This window comes from Pedococcus sp. P5_B7, assembly GCF_054049895.1.
Map to the genome: position 1 here is coordinate 26,054 of NZ_JBFULM010000003.1, position 21,141 is coordinate 47,194.

Sequence of the window (21,141 nt, forward strand, 5' to 3'; positions counted from 1 at the left end):
CTCGGCGACCACCAGATCGCAACAGGTGAGTCGTGCCCTAGGAGTCGAAGCCGAGGCCGGCCCGGTCGAGGGCGCGCAGCCACAGGTTGCGCCGGCCCTCGTGCCGGTCGGCACTCGCGAGCGCCCAGCGGGTCAGCTGGATCCCGGTGTAGGCCAATGGTTCCGGCGGGAACGGCAGCGGCTTCTCGCGCACCATCGCCAGCCGGGTCCGCTCAGTCTCCGCGCCGCTCAGCAGGTCGAGCATGACCTGGGCGCCGAAGCGGGTCGCGCCGACACCCAAGCCGGTGAACCCCGTCGCGTAGGCGACCCGACCGCGGTGGGCGGTGCCGTAGAAGGCACAGAACCGCGTGGAGGTGTCGATGGCCCCGCCCCACTGGTGGCTGAAGCGCAGTCCCTCGAGCTGGGGGAAGGTCTCGAAGAAGTGGGTGGCCAGCCGGTCGAACGTCGCGGGCCGCTGGTCGAGGCCCGACTCGAGGCGCCGCCCGTAGTGGTAGATCGCGTCGTAGCCGCCCCAGAGGATCCGGTTGTCGGTGGAGAGGCGGTAGTAGTGGAACTGGTTGGCCATGTCGCCCACCCCGGCCCGGCTGGCCCAGCCCAGCGAGGCGAGCTGGTCGTCGGTCAGCGGCTCGGTCATGAGGGCGTAGTCGTAGACCGGCACCGTGTGCAGTCTGGTGCGCTTGAGCAACGAAGGAAAAGCGTTGGTGCCCAACGCGACTCGCGCTCCGCGGACCACGGGACCGTCCGCCGTGGCGACGTCGACACCCGACCCGGCGGTCGACAGACCCGTGACGCGCACGCCCTCGGCGATGCGGACGCCGAGGGACTCGGCCGCGCGGGCGAGCCCCCACGCGAGCCGGGCCGGGTCGACGATCGCGGTCTCGTCCGGCTGGTAGAGGCCGGCGAGGTAGGTCGGCGAGTCGAGGTGGGCACGCACCGCGTCGCGGTCGAGCAGCTCGCCCTCCGACTCCTCCGCCAGCCACTCCACCTGGTGCGGCTGTGTCGCCACGGTCAGCTCGCCGGTGCGCCGGAAGTCGCACTCGATCCCGTACGTGCGCACGGTCGCCTCGATGCCGTCGAGGTTCGCCAGCCCCAAGCGGTGCAACGCGGCATACTCCTGCGGCCACCGCGCGAGGCCGTTGGCTTCACCGTGCGTCAGGCTCGCGGAGCAGAAGCCGCCGTTGCGGCCGGAGGCCGCCCACCCCACCGATCCCGCCTCGAGGACGAGCACGTCGAGCGACGGGTCGGCCTCCTTGGCCAGCAGGGCAGTCCAGAGCCCGGAGTACCCGGCGCCGACGACCACCAGGTCGGCGCAGAGGCCATCGGCGGTGAGGCCTTCGAGGCCCGGGCGGCGCGGCGGTCGGTCGGGCTGGTCGAGCCAGTAGACCGCCGGCGCGGCCTCGGCCAGCGCGGGATGACCCACCGGCGTCAGGCGTCGCTGCCGGTGTAGAAGGCGTCCGCGACGCTGAGGGCCTCGTCGAGGATCGCCAGCCCCTCGCGCACCTCGTCGGCCGCCGTCGTGCACGGCGGCACGACGTGGGTGCGGTTGAAGTGGATGAACGGCCAGAGCCCGCGCTCCCTGCAGGCGGCTCCGAAGTCGTTCATCGGCTTGGCATCGGCCCCACCGGCGTTGAACGGCACGAGGGGCTCACGGGTCGCGCGGTCGCGGACCAGCTCGAGCGCCCAGAAGGCCCCGAGCCCCCGCACCTCACCGACGCTGGGGTGGCGCTCGGCCAGGTCACGCAGGCCGGGTCCGATGACGTCGGCGCCGAGCGAGCGCGCGTGCTCGACGATGCCCTCCTCCTTGAAGATGGTGATGGAGGCGACGGCGGAGGCGCAGGCGAGCGGGTGGCCGGAGTAGGTCAGCCCGCCCGGGAACGGCCGCTGGTCGAAGGTCTGGGCGATCCGCTCGGAGATGATCACGCCGCCGAGGGGCACGTAGCCGCTGTTGACCCCCTTGGCGAAGGTGATGAGGTCGGGGGCGATACCCCAGTGGTCGACCGCGAACCACTCACCGCAGCGGGCGAACCCGGCCATCACCTCGTCGGCGATCATCACGATCCCGAACTCGTCACACAGGTCACGGACCCCCTGGAGGTAGCCCGGCGGCGGCACGAGGATGCCGTTGGTGCCGACCACGGTCTCGAGGATGATGGCCGCGATGGTCTGCGGGCCCTCGACGGTGATGAGGTCGCGCAGGTGCTGCAGCGCGCGGACCCCTTCCTCCTGCTCGTCCTGCGCGTGGAAGGCCGAGCGGTAGGGGTACGGACCCCAGTAGCGCACGATGCCCGGCATCCCCGGCTCGGACGGCCAGCGACGCGGATCGCCAGTCAGGGCAATGGCTCCCGCGGTCGCGCCGTGATAGCTGCGGTAGGCCGCCATGACCTTGTGGCGGCCCGTGTGCAGGCGCGCCATGCGCAGGGCGTTCTCGGTCGCCTCGGCACCACCGTTGGTGAAGAACACCCGGTTGAGGTCGCCCGGGGCGAGCTCGCTGATGAGGCGGGCCGCCTCGGAGCGCGCGTCGTTGGCGAAGGCCGGGCTGATGGTGGTCAGCCGCCCCGCCTGGTCCTGGATGGCCGCGACCAGCTTGGGGTGCTGGTAGCCGATGTTGACGTTGACGAGCTGGCTGGAGAAGTCGAGGTAGCGCTTGCCCGAGTAGTCGGTGAAGTACGAACCGAGCGCGTCAGCGATCGGCAGCGGGTCGATCAGGCCCTGCGCCGACCAGGAGTGGAAGACGTGGGCCCGGTCGTCACGGCGCACCTGCTCCTCGGAGGCGGGGGCGGAGATGGCGGCTGGCAGCGTGTCGGTCATCGAGAGTCCTTGGTATGCCGGGTGTTCCGGACAGTCTGGCGGCTTGCGTCAGCGGGTGCGCGGGAAGCCGAGGTCGACGCTGGAGGTCGCCGGGTCGGGCCAGCGCTGCGTGACGACCTTGCCCCGGGTGTAGAAGTTGATGCCCTCCGGGCCGTACATGTGGGTGTCGCCGAAGAGGGAGTCCTTCCAGCCACCGAAGGAGTAGTAGGCCACCGGCACCGGGATCGGCACGTTGATGCCGACCATGCCGACCTCGACGTCGCACTGGAACTGCCGGGCGACCCCACCGTCTCGGGTGAAGATCGCGGTGCCGTTCGCGTACTGGTTCGAGTTGATGAGGGCGATCCCGGCCTCGTAGGTGTCGACGCGGACCACCGACAGCACCGGGCCGAAGATCTCGTCGGTGTAGACGGTCATCTCGGGGGTGACGTGGTCGAGCAGCGTGGTCCCGAGGAAGAAGCCCTCCTGGGGGTGCTCGCCGGTCCGTCCGTCGACGACGACTGCCGCACCGGCGGACTCGCCGGCGTCGACGTAGCCGGCGACCTTGTCGCGGTGCTCCTCGGTGATCAGCGGACCCATGTCGGAGTCGGGGTCGGCCCCGTCGCCGACGGTGAGCTTGGGCAGGCGCGCAGCGATGGCGTCGACCAGCGGCTGGGCGATGTCGCCGACCGCGACGGCCACCGACAGCGCCATGCAGCGCTCGCCCGCAGAGCCGTAGGCGGCGGAGACGACCGCGTCGGCCGCCATGTCGATGTCGGCGTCGGGCAGGACCAGGGCGTGGTTCTTGGCGCCACCGAGAGCCTGCACCCGCTTGCCGTTCGCGGTGCCGCGCTCGTAGATGTACCTGGCGATCGGCGTCGACCCGACGAAGCTCACGGCAGCGATGGCGGGGTGGTCGAGGATCGCGTCGACGGCCACCTTGTCGCCGTGGACGACGGTGAAGACGCCGTCGGGCAGACCGGCCTCCTTCCACAGCTGCGCGAGGAAGAGCGCCGCGGACGGGTCCTTCTCACTGGGCTTGAGGATGAAGGCGTTGCCGCAGGCAATGGCGTTCGCGCACATCCACAGCGGCACCATGGCGGGGAAGTTGAAGGGCGTGATGCCGGCGACGACGCCGAGCGGCTGACGGATGTTGTAGACGTCGACCCCGGTCGCCGCCTGCTCGCTGAACCCACCCTTGAGGAGGTTCGGCACCCCGGTCGCGAACTCGACGTTCTCGAGGCCGCGGGCGATCTCGCCAGCGGCGTCGGAGAGCACCTTGCCGTGCTCGGCGGTGATGATCGCGGCGAGCTCGGGGGTGCGCTCGTGGAGCAGCTCGCGGAACGCGAAGAGGACGGCAGAGCGGCGCGAGAGCGAGGTGTGCCGCCACTCGCGGGCCGCGTCGGCCGCGACCTGCACCGCCGCGCCCACCTCCTCGACCGAGGCCAGGTCGACCTCGGCGGTGACCACCCCGGTGGCGGGGTTGTACACCGGGGCCGAGCGCCCGGAGCTGCCCTCGTGGGGGCGGCCGTCGATCCAGTGGGAGATGCGCGTCGTCATGCCCCAACCATACGGACCACTCGCTGGTAACACAATGTCCGTATTGCTATGGTACAAAACATGACCGCAGTCCTGTCCGCCCTCGAGCACCGCCTCGACCACCCCACCGCCAAGGGCCTGGCCCATGCCGTCTCGGCGGCGATCCGGGACGGCGAGCTGGTGGCGGGCGACCGGCTGCCGCCGATCAGGACGGTCGCCGCGCAGCTCGCGCTGTCGCCCACCACGGTGAGCGCGGCCTGGGCGCTGCTCGCGCGGTCGGGCGCCGTCCACGCCGACGGGCGCCGCGGCACCACGATCCTCGACCAGGGCGGGGCCACCGGAGGGCGCTACCGCCAGGCCCTGCGCCACGAGTCGGTGTTCACCCTCGACCTGTCCACCGGAGTGCCCGACCCCGCGCTCCTGCCCTCCCTCGGCGCGGTGCTCGCGCAGCTCACCTCGGCGCCGACCACCGGCAGCTACCTCGACGACCCGGTGCTCCCGGCTCTCGCCGACACGCTTCGCCAGGACTGGCCGTATCCCGCAGCCAACCTCGCCGTCGTCGACGGGGCGATGGACGCGATGGACCTCATCGTGCGGACGACGCTGCGGTTCGGTGACCGCGTCGTCGTGGAGGACCCCGGGTTCCCGCCGCTGGTCGACCTGCTCGAGTCCGTCGGCGTGCAGCTGGTCGGCTTGCCGCTCGACGACGAGGGGCTCGAGCTCGGCGCCCTGAAGCAAGCCCTCCGCGAGCCGGCGGCTGCCGTCTTCCTCCAGCCACGAGCCCAGAACCCGGTCGGCGTCACGATGACCACCGCACGGGCCCAGGCGATCGCAGCCCTGCTCGACGGCACGGAGACCCTGGTGGTGGAGGACGACTCGGCCGCGGGGCTGTCGTCGGAGGCGCTCGTGAGCCTGGGTCGCTGGCGACCCGAGCACACGGCATACATCCGGTCGTTCTCGAAGTCGCACGGACCGGACCTGCGGCTCGCGGCGCTCAGCGCGCCGGCGGCCCTGCACCGAGCGCTGACCGCCCGTCGAGAGCTGGGGCAGGGTTGGTCGAGCCGGCTGCTCCAGCAGGTGCTCCTCGGGCTGCTGACCAGCGAGACCGCCCGCACCGAGGTGGCCCGGGCGTCCCTCACGTATGCCGCGCGGCGGGCGCACGTGGTCGACGCACTGGCCGCGCGGGGCGTCGCGGTGCCGGGGACCGAGGGGATCAACATCTGGGTGCCGGTGCAGGACGAGACCGCCGCGGTCGTGCGGCTCGCGAGTCGCGGGATCGGGGTGGCCGCCGGAGCGCCGTTCCGGCTGGGCGCTGCCGAGGTCGGGAGCACGGGGGGCCACGTGCGGGTCACCGTCGGAGCCGCGACCGGGGACCTCGACGCGGTCGCGGACGCCTTGGCCGACGCGGCGCTGGCCGGCGGGCGCCAGGGCCGCGCGCGCTGACGCCTCCGGTCCGAGGTCCGGACGGCGCGAAGGGCCTGGACGGCGCGAAGGCCGGGCTGCAGGGTTGCCCGGCCTTCGGCCCGCCGCCCGAAAGCGGACGCTCATCTCCCCCCACCGCGAACGCTAGTCGCGAGGCCGTGACTTCAGGATCCTTCAATTCGCGTATGAGTGGCGTCGAATTGGTTGGGTCGCGGCGCGAATTATGCTGTGATTCAACACATTTCGGACCGTACTCGTTTCTGCGACCACCCGCTTCGTGGCGTGTCGTCGTCCTCCCTCCACGGTACTCGCTCACGGCGGGATGGGAAGGTCTGGAATAGTTGGCGCGCACACCGGGCGGGTTCGCATAGTGGCCTAGTGCAGTCGCCTTGAAAGCGACCAGAGGGCAACCTCTCGTGGGTTCAAATCCCACACCCGCCGCCAACCCCAGCCCCCCTTTATCGGGTTTAGGGACTTGGTTGCGCTTCACCCGAGAACGGTTCTCGGGTGAAGCGCAACCTTCCTGCTAAACCCGATAAAGGGGGCGGAGGCGCAGGGGCTGGGGCTCACGAGAGATCCCTCGGCGGGCCGCTGACCAGCACGTTTGTGGGTCATGGGTTAGGGTCGAAGACCCGACCAAAGGATCCGAACCATGGCAAAGCTCTCGTTCCTCGCCGGTCTCGCTGCGGGCTACGTGCTCGGGGCCAAGGCCGGCCAGAAGCGCTACCAGCAGATCAAGAGCCAGGCCGACCGCGTGTGGGGCAGCGACCCCGTGCAGACGCGGGTCGACACCGTGAAGCAGGCGGTCAAGGAGCAGGCGCCCGTCGTCGCGGCCAAGCTCGGCGACGTCGCCAAGACCGCCGGCGCGAACGCCAAGGAGCGGTTCACGGGTGAGGAGCTCCCCGAGACGCTCCACCGTGGCACCGACGGGCGGCTGCACGCCGACACCACCGGGTTCGGTCCGGGACCCGGCAAGCTCCCCTGACCGCACGCAGCGAAACGGCACGGCATACGAGGTCTGTATGCCGTGCCGTTCCTGTGTTGCTGGGCTCAACGGCGTCGCCGAGAAGGTCCGGCCTGGCGCGTGCTGGAAACCCCTGACCAGCACCTTCCTCGACCTGACCTACCCGGCGACGCGCCCCGAGGGGCTGGACGGCAGCACGCCCCCACGACCTGCCGTCCGGTCCGCTGGCACCCCTGTGCCCAGCGGCCCTCCATCCGCCTGATCCGTCGCCCCCTGCGACGGATCCTGCATGACATGAGGCTTTCCTTTCGTTGTGCCCACCTTGTCCCCCGACCAGGTCTGACAGTGGACAAGAGCCGGGGGGCGGGACCCTGATACATCCGCGTCGAAAGTTTTTTCGGACCAGATTCTCGGGGCTGTCCCGGTATCACCCGACCCGTCGGCTTCTCCTGTCAGATGAAGCGATCCCTCACTACGCTGAACACTGCACTGCGTGGTCGGCACCACCTCAGGAGAATCAATGGCCGCATCGACTCCCCCGCCGCCGTCAGGGCCGGGGCCCACGCCCTCGGTCGCGATCCCGCGCTCGGCGGCACGGCGCCTCGACGTGCGCGTGCTCGACCCCGCGAAGGCGGTGCGCCTCGACGGCGACGACGCCCTGGAGCCGACCTTGTATGCCGGCAACCGGCTGCTCGTGCGTGGACTCGGCTCGCGCTCGGCGCAGGGCCCGATCAGCGCGCTGTCCGCGATCGCCGAGCGGCTCGGCTACTCGGTGGAGACCCGCCGAGACGACCGGTTCGAGGCGTTGGTGGAGCAGTACGAGCTGGGCGAGCAGGTCGACGCGGCGGTCTCGACGACGGTCGAGTTCCGGCCGCTCCCGAACCGGCCGGTCGTCGCTCCCGACGCCTGGCTGATCCTGCAGACCTTGCGCGCCGAGGACCCTGACTCGGCCAAGGCCGTGAGCCTCAGCCACATCGTCACGGCGGCCGGCTACGGCTCGGGCGTGGGTTACGGCTCGGGGGTCGGTTACGGCTCCGGCGTGGGGTACGGCTCGGGCGTGGGCTACGGGTCCGGGGTCGGCTACGGCTCCGGGGTCGGCTACGGCTCGGGTGTGGGTGACGACGAGCTGCCCGGCGGCCCCTCGGCGAGGATCCCGGTGGTCTGGGCCGCACCGGTCCCCGTGCCCACCCAGAAGTCCGGCCCGGTCGTGGCGCTGCTCGACACCGGGCTGGGTGAGCACCCGTGGTTCGCCGACCGCGTCATCCGTGACGTGGAGGTCGACGGGCTGCCGATCGGCCTTCGGTTCACGGCCGACGACAACCCCGAGCTGACCGGGTGCACCCTCGACCGCGTCAACGGGGTGCTCGACCCGCTGGCCGGCCACGGCACGTTCATCGCGGGGGTCGTGCGCCAGCGCTGCCCCGACGCCTTCCTGATGGTCGTCCCGGTCATGCACGGCGACGGCGTGACCGACGAGGCCTTCCTCGTGGAGACGCTCTCCCTGCTCTACGTGCGCCAGCTGCTGGCGCACTCCGGCCAGGGCAAGGGGCCGGCCATCGACGTGCTGTCGCTCTCGCTGGGCTACTACCACGAGACCCCGGGGGCCTTCGACGACGAACCGGCTTTCTCCAGCGTGCTGCGGGCGCTCGCCAGCACCGGGGTGGCGGTAGTTGCAGCCGCCGGCAACGGTGGCACCAACCAGGAGTTCTACCCCGCGGCGTTCGCGATCGCGGGCGGCTACGACCACCCGATCACGAGCGTCGGGTCGCACAACCCCGATGGCCACACGGTGTCGATCTACTCCAACACCGGGTCCTGGGTGACGGCCTACCGCTGCGGCACGGCAGTCGTCAGCACGATGCCGACCACCTTCAACGGGAGCCTGCGGCCCGTGATCGCCCAGCCCACCGGGCCCGACCCGGCCCGCGGCTCGTGCGATCCTGACAACTACAGGAGCGGGTTCGGGCTGTGGAGCGGCACCTCGTTCGCGGCACCGGCGTATGCCGGGGACGTCGCAGCGACCCTGGTGCAGCTCGAGTGTCCCGAGGACGCTGACGCGAAGACGAGGCTCGAGGTACTGGGCAAGGCTCGGGCCACCGTCGAGCGCAACGCCCAGACCACCGTCGAGGAGGGGGAGCGGTGATGCACGCAGATGGAGGCACCCGCAGCCTCGCCGAGCTGGCTGCCAGCGCGTTCAGCGACTACCGCGACGGCCGTCCCGAGGGGATGTCGGAGCTGGTCGACAGCACGACCTCGCTGCTGTGGTACACCGCTCGCGCCCAGGGACTCTCGACCGCGCAGGCGGAGGACGTCGTCCAGAACACGTGGTTGTCGCTCGTGCAGCACGCGTCGGGGATCAGCGACCCCCGTGGCGTCCTCAAGTGGCTGCTCACCACCACCCGCCGCGAGGCGTGGGCGGTGTCGAAGAAGTCCCGCCGCGAGGACGTGCGCGAGGACATCGGCGACGCGCTGCCCGAGATCCCGACCACGGGTGACGAGCCAGCCGACGCCGTGGTGCGCAGCCAGGAGCAGGGACTGCTCTGGCGCCACTTCAAGGACCTGCCCGAACGCTGCCAGCAGCTGCTCCGGGTGATCGCCCTCGCCGAACGGCCCGACTACGTCCAGGTGGCCGATGCGCTGGGCATGCCGGTCGGGAGCATCGGGCCGACCCGTGGTCGGTGCCTTGCCAAGCTCAAACTGGCCCTCCTCGGCGACCCCGGGTGGGCGACGTCATGACCGCCGAACGCGACCTCAACGCCCTCGCGGCAGAGCCCATCGACGAGCAGGACCTGCGGACGCTGGCGACCCTCCGGTCCATCCTCCAGGCCAGCGACCCCGTGCCGAGTGACCTGGCCGAGCGCGCCAAGTTCGCGATGTCGGTCGCGGCGCTCGAGGCCGAGATCGCCGAGATCACCACGACGACGGCCGAGCTGGCCGGGGTGCGCTCGACCGACTACGACCGGGCCGGCACGATCACCTTCTCCAGCGAGCAGCTCAGCGCGATGATCACCATCGAGCTGGTCGAGGGGACCAACGCCAGGCTGAGCGGGTGGGTGACCACCGGACCGACGCACATCGAGCTGCGCGAACGGTCGCGCACCCAGGAGACCACGACGGACGACGCGGGTCGGTTCACCTTCACCTCGGTGCAGCGCGGGCTCGTCCACCTCGTCATGCGTCGGCTCGACGACCCCCAGAGCCGACCGGTCATCACGCCAGCTATCGAGATCTGAGGTACGACATCGAGGTTGCTGACCACCAGGTCGCCGAGCTCCTGGCCCGAGCGCGGAACCTCAATGAGATCGGCCGGTTCCGCGATGCCGAGCGCTCGCTCCGTCGCGCCCTGACCCTCTCGGACGGCCTCGCCGACGACGACCGGGTGCCGACCCGAGCCCGGCTCCTCATCACCCTCGCCTGGCCGACCCTGGCGTTGCACGGGCTCGACCAGGCGCTGGAGATGCTCCGGGAGTCACGGGCCCAGACCGACTCGCCCCGCCTCCGGGCGCTGAGCTGGATCCAGGAGGCGGTCGTGCACGTCTCCTGCCAGGACTGGCGCTCGGCCCTGGCTGCCCTCGACAAGGTCGGGGACGGGCACTCCCTGCTGACGCCCGGCGAGGAGGTGGCCTCCCGCATCAACGGCGGACTGGCCCACCTCTCCCTGCTCGAGCTGGCCCCGGCCCGCGCCGACCTCGAATCTGCCCTGCGGGTCAGCGTCGAGCACGGGCTCGCGGAGCAGGAGTTCAAGGTCCGCCACAACCTGGGCTGCCTCGAGTACTACGCGGGTCGGCTCCCCCAGGCGATCGAGCTGATGCGCGAGGCCGACGAGATGTCGGTGCCGGTCGGGCGGGTGCGGGCGCAGCACGACCTCGCCCTCGTGCTGCTCGAGGTCGGGCTGCTCGACCAGGCCCGCGAGACGCTCACCCGTGCGCTCGACGAGACCCGACGCGACCGCCACCGCCTCGAGGAGGCCGACCTGCGGCTCGACCTCGCGTCGACGGCGATGCTGCGTGACGACCTGTCGACGGCGCGCGAGCACCTCGATGCCGCCGTCGCGGCCTTCCGCGCCCGCGGTGCCACCGAACGCCAGCGCAGCGCAGCCCTGCTGCGCGCCTCGGTGTCCCTCGCCGAGGGAGCGGTGCCGCGCGGCCTCAACCGCACCCTCGCGCCGTGGCTCGACGTCGCCCGGCCGGTCACGCCCGACGAGCGCCTCGCCGCGCGGGTCCACGTCGAGGCGCTGCTGCTGAGAGGACAGGTCGACGAGGCCGGGTATGCCGTGCAGAGACTGAGCGGCCGGGTGCGCCAAGGCTTCGCCGCCGACATGCACGACCGACTCCTGGTCGCGAAAGTCGCTGCGGCCCAAGGAAACACGGTCAAGTCGCGGCGGGCAGTCCGTGCCGCGATGCACCGGCTCACCGAGCGCCAGGCACCGAGCCAGAGCGTCGAGATCCGGTCGGCCCTCGCGCTGCACGGACGGCGGCTGGCCGACTTCGACGTCAACGACGCCCTGGCGAGCGGCTCTGCGCCCCGGGTCTTCGACGCCGTCGAACGCTGGCGGGCGGTGTCCCACCGCCTGCCCCTGCTCTCGGCGCCCCAGGACCAGCGGTCGGCGGAGCTGCTGGCCGAGCTGCGCCAGGCCCGTCGCGAGGGCGTCTCCCCCGGTCAGGAGGGCGCCCGCCAGCGCGCCCGCGCGGCGCGCCTCGAGTGGGAGGTCAGCCGCCTCGACTGGACCCGCGTGGCCCAGGACGACGTCGCGGCGGCGGGTGCACCGCTCGGCCACGGCACGACCCGCGACCTGCTCCGCGCCCGTGGGGAGCAGGCCCTCGTGTGGGTGGCCCAGGAGGGGGAGGAGTACGTCCTGGTCGTCACCGAGCAGGGCAGCCGGCTCCGCCACGTCGGCCCTGCCGCGGAGGTCGCGGCCCTGGCCGACCGGCTCACCCGCGACCTGCGGGCGCACGCCTTCGCGAGCACCAACCCGGCGATGGAGGCTGCCGTGGGGCGCGCGGTCGCCGGCTCCGTGGGGGCCCTCGACCAGCGGCTGCTCTCTGACCTCCGTCTGGGCGACGGTCCGGTGGTCGTGGTCCCCGGCCGCACCCTGATGGCGGTCCCGTGGGGCATGCTGCCCAGCCTCGCCGGCCGACCGGTCACGGTGGCCACCTCGGTGACCCGGTGGGCCACTCCGCTGCTCTCCCCCGGCCCGCAGACGACAGGTGCACTCGCCGTCACGACGCTGACCGGCCCTCGGTTGCTCCGGGCCGGCGCCGAGTCGGCGGCGGTCGCCGAGACGTGGCGGTCGGTCGGGGCCGACTCCCAGGGACACTCCGCGGCGACGGCTCAGTCGGTGCGTGACGCCCTGGTCAGCGGAGGCGTGGTGCACATCGCGGCGCACGGCACCCACGAGCCGCAGAGCCCGTGGTTCTCCTCGCTGCACATGGCCGACGGCCCGGTCTTCGCCCACGAGCTCCCGCGTCCGGCCACCGCGCCCCACGTCGTGCTCTCGGCCTGCGACGTCGGCCGGCTCGACCCCCGGCCCGGCGACGAACCGCTCGGCCTCACCGCCGCACTGCTGGCGCTCGGGGTGCGTAGCGTGGTCGCCCCGGTCGCACCGGTGTCGGACGTGGTGGCGGAGCAGGCGATGGTGGCCTACCACCACCGGCTCGCCTCAGGCCGGACCGCCTCCGAGGCGCTCGCTGAGACCCTCGCAGAGCACCCGGCCGCAGGGGCCTTCTGCCTCTTCGGCACGGACTGGCGACCCGACCCCTCTCAGATCCAGAGGGCCGGGTCCTTGAACATCGCCTCGTAGGGGTCCTCGTGGCCGTGCGGGAACCGCACCGTCGCGGGGATCCCGGTCGCGATGGCTCCGGCCGGGATGTCCTTGACCACCACGGAGTTCGCCCCGATCTGCACGTCGTTGCCGATGTGCACCGGGCCGAGGATGCGCGCGCCCGCGCCGATCGTCACGCGCGAGCCCACCGTGGGGTGTCGCTTGACCCGCTGCATCGACCGGCCGCCGAGGGTGACCCCGTGGTAGAGCATCACGTCGTCGCCGACCTCGGCCGTCTCGCCGATCACGACACCCATGCCGTGGTCGATGAAGAACCGGTGCCCGATCACCGCGCCGGGGTGGATCTCGACGCCGGTCACCGAGCGCACGAAGGTCATCACGACCCGCGCGACCGGCTTGGTCCACCCGCCGCGCAACCACAGCCGGTGGGCGAACCGGTAGGCCCAGATCGCGTGCAGTCCCGGGGCGTTCAGTGCCACGTCGACCCGGGAGGTCGCCGCCGGGTCGCGCGCGATCGCGGCGTCGAGGTCGTCGACGATGCGGTTGCGTGCGCGCCTGGCGTAGAGAGCGAGGGTCATCGGGTTCCGTTGCAGCAGAAGGGTTGTCGCCGGGTCAGTCGAGCTCAGTCGAGCAGGTCGGAGAAGAGGATCGTCGAGAGGTAGCGCTCACCGAACGACGGGATGATGACGACGATCGTCTTGCCGGCGTTCTCGGGACGGGTCGCCACCTGGTTGGCCGCCGCGAGCGCGGCGCCCGACGAGATGCCGACCAGCAGGCCCTCCTCCTTGGCAGCCCGCTTGGCCCACTCGACCGCCGTCTCGGCGTTGATGTCGATGACCTCGTCGTAGACGTCGCGGTCGAGGATCTCCGGGACGAAGTTGGCCCCGATGCCCTGGATCTTGTGGGGTCCGGGCTGGCCGCCGTTGAGGATCGGCGACTCTTCGGGCTCGACGGCGATGATCTGCACGCCGGGCTTGCGGGACTTCAGGACCTGGCCGACGCCGGTGATCGTGCCACCGGTGCCGATACCAGCGATGACGATATCGACCTGGCCGTCGGTGTCCTTCCAGATCTCCTCCGCGGTCGTCTTGCGGTGGATCTCCGGGTTGGCCTCGTTGGCGAACTGCTTGGCCAGGATGCCACCACGCTCGGCCGCGACCTCCTCCGACTTGGCCACCGCACCCTTCATGCCCAGGACACCCTCGGTGAGGATGAGCTCGGCGCCGTAGGCCCGCAGCAGCGCGCGTCGCTCCTTCGACATGGTCTCCGGCATGGTGAGCACGACGTTGTAGCCGCGGGCTGCTCCGACCATCGCGAGCGCGATGCCGGTGTTGCCGGACGTGGCCTCGACGATGGTGCCACCGGGCTTCAGCGCCCCCGCCGCCTCGGCGGCGTCGATGATCGAGACGCCGATGCGGTCCTTGACCGAGGAGGCCGGGTTGTAGAACTCGAGCTTCCCGGCGACGATCGCGTCGCTGTCGATCAGCCGGTTGATCCGCACCAGCGGGGTGTTGCCGATGAGCTTGGTGACGTCGTCATAGATGGGCATGCGAGCTTCCTTGCGTCGGTATGCCGCGGGCGAACCGTGGCGCGCGGTCGTGGGCTGTCGTCGGGTTCAGCGAACCCGACGTTATGCATATTCCAACAGATCGTTATGTGTGTTGGCAACGAGCGCCCGGTGGGCGGGCAACGGGCGCCAAGTAGGCGGGCACGGATCGCGCACCGGGCGGGCGCCGACCGGGCACTCGGGGCCGGCCGCGCGGCATACAGATCGTCTTTGACGCACCTCACACAGACGCTGAGCAGGCGCTTACTGGCCAGTAGAGTGACGGCCATGTCTGTGCTCCAGATCGTCGCGCTCGTCGTGTGCCTCGCCGTCGCCCTCACGGGCATTGCGTTGTTCGCGAGGGTGATCCGGCAGTTCCTCGCCGTCTTCCGCCTCGGCCAGCCCGATGCCACCCGCACCGGTGACAAGGGGGCGCGGACCGTCACGCTGCTGCGCGAGTTCCTCGGGCACACGCGGATGTCGCGGCTGCCGGTCGTCGCGGTGGCGCACTGGTTCACGATGATCAGCTTCGGGGTGCTGTTCTTCACCCTGCTCAACGCGTTCGGCCAGCTCGTCAAGGCCGACTTCACGCTGCCGGTCATCGGGCACTTCTTCCTCTACGAGTGGGTCACCGAGTTCTTCGCCTGGACCGGGCTCGTGGGCATCGTCACGCTGATGGTCATCCGGCAGAAGAACCACCCGCGCTCGGCCGCCGGAGAGGGTGGTCGGCGCTCGCGGTTCTTCGGGTCGACGTTCTGGCAGGCCTACTACGTCGAGCTGACCATCCTCGGCGTCACGATCTGCATCATCAGCCTGCGAGCGCTGGAGTACGCGCTCGACTTCAACGGCGGCACCACCGGCTTCTCCGGGAAGGGTCACGCCGACGCCCTGCACTACCCGCTGACCGGGTGGCTCGGGGCGATGTTCAAGGGCTGGTCGGTGTCCCGCCTCGAGGACGTCATCGTGGTCGTCGCGGCGGTGAAGATCCTCATCTCGTTCGCGTGGATGATCACCATCTCGCTCCAGCCGACGATGGGCGTCGCCTGGCACCGCTTCCTCGCGTTCTTCAACATCTTCCTCAAGCGCCACGCCGACGGCCGCACCTCGCTCGGCGAGCTCCAGCCGCTGATGGTGGGTGGGGCTCCAGTGGACTTCGAGAACATCGAGGACCTCGACGAGGACGCGGCGCTCGGCGTGGGCAAGGTCGAGGACTTCACCTGGAAGGGCCTGCTCGACTTCACCACCTGCACCGAGTGCGGACGCTGCCAGAGCCAGTGCCCGGCCTGGAACACCGACAAGCCGCTGTCGCCCAAGATGCTCGTGATGGCCCTGCGCGACCACGCGCACGCCAAGGCGCCGTGGTTGCTCGCCACCGAGTCCGAGCGCGAGGGCCTGGGCGAGGATGCGGCCAAGCTTGCTGAGGTGCCGCTCATCGGGGACACCGGCTACGACATCAGAAACCCGCTCGGGGCCTACAACCCGCACGGACCCGACGCCGTCATCGACCAGGACGTCCTGTGGTCCTGCACCACCTGTGGCGCGTGTGTCGAGCAGTGCCCGGTGGACATCGAGCACGTCGACGCCATCGTCGACATGCGTCGCTACCAGAACCTCATCGAGAGCGCGTTCCCGAACGAGCTCAACGGCCTGTTCAAGAACCTCGAGAACAAGGGCAACCCGTGGGGCATGGCCGCGCGCGCCCGGCTCGACTGGGCCAAGGACCTGGCGTTCCCGGTGAAGATCCTCGGCCAGGACGTCGACTCCGCCGACGACGTCGACTACCTCTTCTGGGTCGGCTGCGCCGGCGCCTATGAGGACCGCGCCAAGAAGACCACCCGCGCGGTCGCGGAGCTGCTCGACCAGGCCGGGGTGTCGTTCGCGATCCTCGGCGACGGCGAGTCCTGCACCGGCGACTCCGCCCGCCGGGCCGGCAACGAGTTCCTCTTCCAGATGCTCGCCCAGCAGAACGTCGAGACCCTCAACGAGGTCGGCGCCACCAAGATCGTCGTCACCTGCGCACACTGCTTCAACACCATCAAGAACGAGTACCCGCAGCTCGGCGGCAAGTACGAGGTGGTCCACCACACCCAGCTCCTCAACCGGCTCGTCCGGGAGAAGAAGCTCGTCCCGGTCGCCCGACCAGCCGACGTGCCCGGCAAGTCCTCGAACAAGGACGTCGCCTCCACCGCCGAGACGGTGACCTACCACGACCCCTGCTACCTCGGCCGGCACAACGGCGTCTACGCCCCGCCGCGCGAGCTGATCGGCGCCCTGCCCGGCGTCGAGCTGCGCGAGATGGAGCGCACCAAGGAGAAGTCGTTCTGCTGCGGCGCCGGCGGGGCCCGGATGTGGATGGAGGAGAAGCTCGGCACACGGATCAACACCAACCGCACCGAGGAGGCCATCGGCACCGGCGCCGAGCGGATCGCGATCGGCTGCCCGTTCTGCCGCGTGATGATGTCCGACGGCCTCACCGCTGCCCAGTCCGAAGGCAAGGGTGCGGACGTCGAGGTCGTCGACGTCGCACAGATGCTGCTCGCCGCGGTCAAGCGTCGCGACGACGGCCAGCCCACCGAGCCCGAGACCGTCGAGCCCGAGCCCACTCCAGACCCCGAGCCCCAGCCCGTCGCCTAGCGGGGGGTGTCGGCGCGGCTGACGGCCGCGTCGTCGAGCACGCGGGCGTCGGCCGGCGTCGGGGCGGCCCCTCCGCGACCGGCCGGCCACCACCACGCGCGGGCCGGGTCAGCCGGTGGCTGCGGGTAGCGGGCGACCAGCTCGTCGACCATGACGCTGAGCCGGTCGTGGAGCCGCTCGGTGAGGGCGTCGGCATCCTCGCCCGGCAGCGGGACGATGGGTGCGCCGACGACGACCTCGATGGCCGTGCCGCGCCGCAGTGAGTAGCGGCCGTCGACGGTGAAGATCCGGTGGATGCCCCAGTGCGCGACCGGGACGAGCGGTGCACCGGTGGCCAGCGCCAGGTAGGCGGCTCCGCGACGGAAGTCCTCGACGCCCTTCACGACGAAGGCCCGACCGATGGTCGCCTCGGGATAGACCCCCACCACCTCGCCGGACTGCAGCGCGCGCAGGGCCTGTCGGGCGGCGAGCTCCCCGTGCGCCCGGTCGACGGGGAGGTGGGCCATGCCACGCATTACCGGACCCGACAGGCGGGAGCGGAAGACCGACTCCTTGGCCATGAACCGCACCAGCCGTCTGCGCTGCACCGCCGCGAGCCCGACGAACATGAAGTCGAGGAAGCTGCTGTGGTTCGCCACCACGACCACCGGCCCGGTCGAGGGCAGGTGCTCGGTGCCCGACACCCGGATCCGCAGCCCGAGCGCCCGGAACATGACGCGGCACAGCCGGATGACGATGCGGTAGGTGAGGTCGGGCACGAGGGTCATTCGTCGCCGCGCCCCCACTGGTTGTCGCTCAGGCGATCTCGACCATCAGCGCGGCGAGCTTGGCGCGCGACGCGATCTCCAGCTTGCGGAAGATGTGGCTCAGGTGGGCGTCGACCGTGCGCGGCGACACGAACAGCTGCTCGGCGATCTGGCGGCTGGTCAGCCCTTCGGCGACCAGCTCGGCGACGGCGCGCTCGGCCCGGGTCAGCACCCGCAAGGGGGTCGGCGCCAGCTCGGCCGAGTCCTGGCTGCCGACCAGGCCGGTCACCGCCGCCACCCCGGTGCTGGTGAGCTGGCCGGCCGACACCCAGCCTGCCGGGCAGTCCTTCGGCGACCCCGCGGCATACGGCACCCCCGGGCGCCCACGCCCGACCGCGCGGCGACTCGCGCGCAGTGCCTCCGCGGCGCCCGCGATGGACCGGTATGCCGCCGTGCCCGACTCCGCGGCGATCGCCGCCAACCCGTCGAGGGCGTCGGCGGCGCGCAACGGAAGGGGCACCTCGACGGACCGGCGCAGCACCGAGAGGTAGGAGGGTCGTGCCTGGGCGGGCTCGCCGAGCGCCATGAGGGCATCGGCGACCAGCAGCCTGGCCTCGACGGCGTCGCGGCCGAGCTTGCTGCTGTCGGCGAGCACGACGATGTCAGCGGCGCGACCGGCGGCGCGGGTGGCGTCGCCCTCCGCCAGCAGCTGGCGCGCGTCCTGGAGCTGGACGACGAGGCGCACCGCCCACGGCAGGGTCTCGGTGTCGACCTTGAGCCCCGGTCCACCGGCGACCATGCGGTGCACCGTGTCGGCCAGCAGGGCGATGCGGTCCTCGCGGATCTCCTCGGCCTGGGTGCGGGCGAAGGTCGCCAGCGAGGCGGCCTCGACGAGGCGGCCCTGCTCCCAGGCGATCTTGGCCTGGAGGGTGCGAGCCGACAGCGCGATCCAGAGCTCGTCGGCCGGGGGCGAGTCGACGATGAGGGTGGCGAGCTCCTCGGCTTCGGCGAAGTCACCGGCCGAGACGCAGACGTCCATCAGGGTGCGTCGCACCTGGCGGATGACGTAGGGGTCGCCGCCCCCGAGGTCGAGGGTGCGCTCGGCATCGCGGCGGGCCGAGAGGAGGTCGCCCGCGTCGAGGTGCATCTCGGCGCGGATCGCGGCGTTGCGGGCCAGCTCGAGGTCGCGCGTCGCGCTGTCGAGGGCGGAGGCGTGCTCCTCGGCGCGATCGAGGAGGCGAAGCCCTTCGTAGGTGCCACGCACCTCTGAGGCGCAGATACCGGCCCGGCGGGCGAGCTGCGAACCGATGATCGGCGGACCGTCTCCGCTGGCGAGCGCGGCCTCCATCATGTCGAGCGCCTCGCGGGGCCGCATCGCGGCGGACAGCGAAGGGAAGGCCCGGTTGGCGATGGCGTAGCCGCGCGGTCTGGTCGCGTCGACGGCGCAGGCCTGGCGGACCGTGGAGTCGACGAGGGCGAGCTGGCTGAGGAACGGCTCGTCGGCCGACCCTGCGTTCACCGCCTTGGGCACCACGCGGTCGGCCCAGGTGAGCAACCCGTCGAGGGCCCTCGCCGCGTCGTCGGTCTCGCGGGCGAGCCGTCGTCCGGCCTCGCGCATCGGGGGCAGCAGGTCGAACCGTCCGTCGGGCTGCACCTCGACCAGGCTGCGGCGGGCCAGGGCGGCCGCGAGCTGGACCGCCTGCGGGCGCCCGACGCCGCACACGTCGGCCAACACGTCGAGACCGACCGGGCGACCGATGACGGCCAGCCGGCGGAAGCACTCCTGCTGCGCCGGGTCGAGCAGGTCGTAGGACGCGCGGACGGCGTCGGCGAGGGTGTTGGTCGGCGAGACGTCGCTGACCCCGACGAGCGCGATCTGGACGGCCAGCTGTTCGATGAGCGAGGGCAGCCCACCGCTGGCGCGCAGGAGTCCGCGCAGGATGCGGTCGTGCTGGTCGAGGTCGACCGAGTGACCGCCCGCGGCCGCGACCCGGGCGAGCAGCAGCTCGATGGCCGGCCCCTCCAGGGGTTGGCGGGCCGAGGGCACGGGGAGCGGGGACAGCCGGAGCACCTGCTCGTGCGGTCGCCCCGAGACGGTGGTCGCCGTGCACAGGAGGCGCCAGTCCTCGGCGTCCTCGATGAGGTCGTTGAGCAGCTCGCCGAGCCCTTCGATGGCGTCCACGCCGTCGAGCACGACCAGGGTCGTGCGTCCGTCGAGCGCCCGCTTGAGGGCCAGCGTGGGCGAGTCACCCGGGGCGACCTCGGCGTCGAGCGCGTCGAGGCAGGCGGTGACGAGCGAGTCGACGTGCGCGTGCTGGTGCCCGGTGACCCAGGCGACGGCACCTTCACCGCTGACGGTGTGCCGGGCGACCAGCGTCTTCCCGCACCCCGGGGCGCCGGTCAGCGTCACCCACCGGTTGCTGCTGAGCAGGAGCCGAAGGCGTTCGAGGACGTCATCACGACCCACGCACGGAGTCAGCACCCCGACAGGCTATCCCGTACGTCAGGGGGAATATCGGTGGTTTCACCGATGCCTGCCCAGGCCCCACTCCGCCACTCTGGTGGCAACGGAGATCACTGGGTCCGAGGTCACGTGAGGCGCGGAGGGGCGCTTCCCGAGATTGCGGAACGGGGATTGGCAGACCGGGGGGTCATGCCGAAAGGCCGGGTGCGGGTCCGGGGGGACACCGCACCCGGCCTTCATCCGTCTCCGGGGAGGATCGGGATCGATCGGTCAGGTCGGACTGGTCAGGCCCTGCTGGGCCTGACCCTGCTGGGTCAGGCGAGGCCGGCCTTGGTCAGGAAGTCCTTGGCCACGGTGTCGGGGTCCTTCTTGTCGACGACGACCTGCTTGAGCAGGTCGGACAGGGTGGCCGTGTCGAGCTTGCCCGAGACGGCGTTGAGGGCACCCTCGATGGTCGGGTTGCTCTTGCTCTTGGTGATGAGCGGCACGACGTTCTGCGCGGCATACATGCTCTTCGGGTCCTCGAGCGCGACGAGGCCGTTCGCCGCGATGCTCGGGTCGGTGGTGAACAGGTCACCGGCGTCGATCTGGCCGTTCTTCAGGGCAGCCAGCGTGAGCGGGCCGCCGGCATCGAGCGGGCGGAACGCCTTGAACGTTAGGCCGTAGATCTTCTTGAACCCGGGGATGCCGGTGTCGCGGGTCTTCCACTCCGGCGGTCCACCGACGGTGAGCTTGTCGGCCTTGCCGGCGAGGTCGGCGATCGACTTCACACCCAGCTCGTCAGCGCGCGACTTCTTCATGACGAGGGCGTCCTTGTCCTCGGCCGCCGACTTGTCGAGCACGGTGAGCGTGGCCGGGACGGAGGCCTTGAGCTCGGTGTAGACGGCCTCGGCGTCGGTGCCGGTCTGGCCCTTCTTGAAGTAGTCACGAAGCACGCCGGTGTACTCGGGGATGAGGTCGATCGACCCGTCCTGGAGCGCGGGGATGTAGGCCTCGCGGGCGCCGATGTTGAGCTTCTTCTCGACCTTGACGCCCTTGGCCTCGAGGGCCCCGGCGTAGATCTCGGCGAGCAGCGCGCTCTCGGGGAAGTCGGCCGAGCCGACCTTGATGGTGCTGCTGGCAGCGCCGCCCGAGCTCGAGCTGGAGGTGGTGGCAAGCGGGTCGCCACCGGAGTTGCCGCACGCCGCGGTGGCCATGAGGGCCGCCGCCGTGGCGATGGTCAGGGTGATCTTGGTGAGCTTCACGGTCCCGCTCCTG

General features: G+C 71.4%; 15 protein-coding genes and 1 tRNA gene. 8 read left to right on the forward strand and 8 right to left on the reverse strand.

The window, feature by feature from the left end; translation table 11 throughout:
* Positions 1 to 37 precede the first annotated feature (37 nt).
* Genes ACXJKD_RS09175 through ACXJKD_RS09185 form a run of 3 tightly spaced genes read right to left on the reverse strand, consistent with a single transcriptional unit; the run spans position 38 to position 4,347 of the window.
* Entirely contained in the window at positions 38 to 1,420 is a 1,383-nt protein-coding gene (locus ACXJKD_RS09175) for an NAD(P)/FAD-dependent oxidoreductase (protein WP_457254203.1), read from the reverse strand.
* A gap of 5 nt (positions 1,421 to 1,425) precedes the next feature.
* Positions 1,426 to 2,808 (reverse strand): aminotransferase class III-fold pyridoxal phosphate-dependent enzyme, encoded by a 1,383-nt coding sequence (locus tag ACXJKD_RS09180; protein WP_457254204.1) that lies wholly within the window; start codon positions 2,806 to 2,808, stop codon positions 1,426 to 1,428.
* 48 nt (positions 2,809 to 2,856) lie between these two features.
* On the reverse strand, positions 2,857 to 4,347 hold the full coding sequence (locus tag ACXJKD_RS09185) for a CoA-acylating methylmalonate-semialdehyde dehydrogenase (RefSeq protein WP_457254206.1): 1,491 nt from the start codon (positions 4,345 to 4,347) through the stop codon (positions 2,857 to 2,859).
* 60 nt (positions 4,348 to 4,407) lie between these two features.
* Here ACXJKD_RS09185 and ACXJKD_RS09190 point away from each other — a divergent pair, with 60 nt between their 5' ends.
* From ACXJKD_RS09190 to ACXJKD_RS09220, 7 genes are all read left to right on the forward strand, one after another.
* Positions 4,408 to 5,769, forward strand: coding sequence for an aminotransferase class I/II-fold pyridoxal phosphate-dependent enzyme (locus ACXJKD_RS09190; protein ID WP_457254207.1), 1,362 nt, complete (start codon positions 4,408 to 4,410; stop codon positions 5,767 to 5,769).
* Positions 5,770 to 6,104: 335 nt separating this feature from the next.
* Positions 6,105 to 6,192, forward strand: a tRNA-Ser gene (locus ACXJKD_RS09195).
* Between the two features lie 208 nt (positions 6,193 to 6,400).
* Positions 6,401 to 6,733: a YtxH domain-containing protein gene (locus ACXJKD_RS09200; RefSeq protein WP_457254208.1), complete on the forward strand. Its 333-nt coding sequence runs from the start codon at positions 6,401 to 6,403 to the stop codon at positions 6,731 to 6,733.
* Positions 6,734 to 7,232: 499 nt separating this feature from the next.
* Positions 7,233 to 8,855 (forward strand): S8 family serine peptidase, encoded by a 1,623-nt coding sequence (locus ACXJKD_RS09205; RefSeq protein ID WP_457254209.1) that lies wholly within the window; start codon positions 7,233 to 7,235, stop codon positions 8,853 to 8,855.
* Complete coding sequence (locus ACXJKD_RS09210) at positions 8,855 to 9,448, forward strand: RNA polymerase sigma factor (RefSeq protein ID WP_457254210.1); 594 nt, start codon at positions 8,855 to 8,857, stop codon at positions 9,446 to 9,448. Before ACXJKD_RS09205 ends, ACXJKD_RS09210 begins: the two co-directional genes overlap by 1 nt.
* Positions 9,445 to 9,945 (forward strand): hypothetical protein, encoded by a 501-nt coding sequence (locus tag ACXJKD_RS09215; RefSeq protein ID WP_457254211.1) that lies wholly within the window; start codon positions 9,445 to 9,447, stop codon positions 9,943 to 9,945. The genes ACXJKD_RS09210 and ACXJKD_RS09215 overlap by 4 nt, the downstream gene beginning before the upstream one ends.
* Positions 9,946 to 10,091: 146 nt before the next feature.
* The gene (locus ACXJKD_RS09220; protein WP_457254212.1) at positions 10,092 to 12,512 is read left to right on the forward strand and encodes a CHAT domain-containing protein; all 2,421 of its coding nucleotides are present in this window, start codon (positions 10,092 to 10,094) and stop codon (positions 12,510 to 12,512) included.
* Here ACXJKD_RS09220 and cysE read toward each other — a convergent pair.
* Positions 12,473 to 13,072, reverse strand: a complete 600-nt coding sequence (gene cysE, locus ACXJKD_RS09225; RefSeq protein ID WP_457254213.1) for a serine O-acetyltransferase — start codon at positions 13,070 to 13,072, stop codon at positions 12,473 to 12,475. The two genes, ACXJKD_RS09220 and cysE, sit on opposite strands and share 40 nt — an antisense overlap.
* A 44-nt stretch (positions 13,073 to 13,116) precedes the next feature.
* A complete protein-coding gene (cysK, locus tag ACXJKD_RS09230; RefSeq protein WP_457254214.1) occupies positions 13,117 to 14,043 on the reverse strand; it encodes a cysteine synthase A in 927 nt (308 codons plus the stop codon).
* 285 nt (positions 14,044 to 14,328) lie between these two features.
* On the opposite strand from cysK, the gene ACXJKD_RS09235 reads away from it, so the two are divergent.
* Positions 14,329 to 16,674, forward strand: coding sequence for a (Fe-S)-binding protein (locus ACXJKD_RS09235; protein ID WP_457254215.1), 2,346 nt, complete (start codon positions 14,329 to 14,331; stop codon positions 16,672 to 16,674).
* On the opposite strand, the gene ACXJKD_RS09240 is transcribed toward ACXJKD_RS09235, so the two are convergent.
* The 3 genes from ACXJKD_RS09240 to ACXJKD_RS09250 all read right to left on the reverse strand — a co-directional run bounded on the left by ACXJKD_RS09240 (position 16,671) and on the right by ACXJKD_RS09250 (position 21,128).
* On the reverse strand, positions 16,671 to 17,432 hold the full coding sequence (locus tag ACXJKD_RS09240; RefSeq protein ID WP_457254217.1) for a lysophospholipid acyltransferase family protein: 762 nt from the start codon (positions 17,430 to 17,432) through the stop codon (positions 16,671 to 16,673). The two genes, ACXJKD_RS09235 and ACXJKD_RS09240, sit on opposite strands and share 4 nt — an antisense overlap.
* Positions 17,433 to 17,469: 37 nt before the next feature.
* Positions 17,470 to 19,902: a LuxR C-terminal-related transcriptional regulator gene (locus tag ACXJKD_RS09245; RefSeq protein WP_457254218.1), complete on the reverse strand. Its 2,433-nt coding sequence runs from the start codon at positions 19,900 to 19,902 to the stop codon at positions 17,470 to 17,472.
* Positions 19,903 to 20,198: 296 nt separating this feature from the next.
* Positions 20,199 to 21,128 (reverse strand): ABC transporter substrate-binding protein, encoded by a 930-nt coding sequence (locus ACXJKD_RS09250; RefSeq protein ID WP_457254219.1) that lies wholly within the window; start codon positions 21,126 to 21,128, stop codon positions 20,199 to 20,201.
* Positions 21,129 to 21,141: the final 13 nt, after the last annotated feature.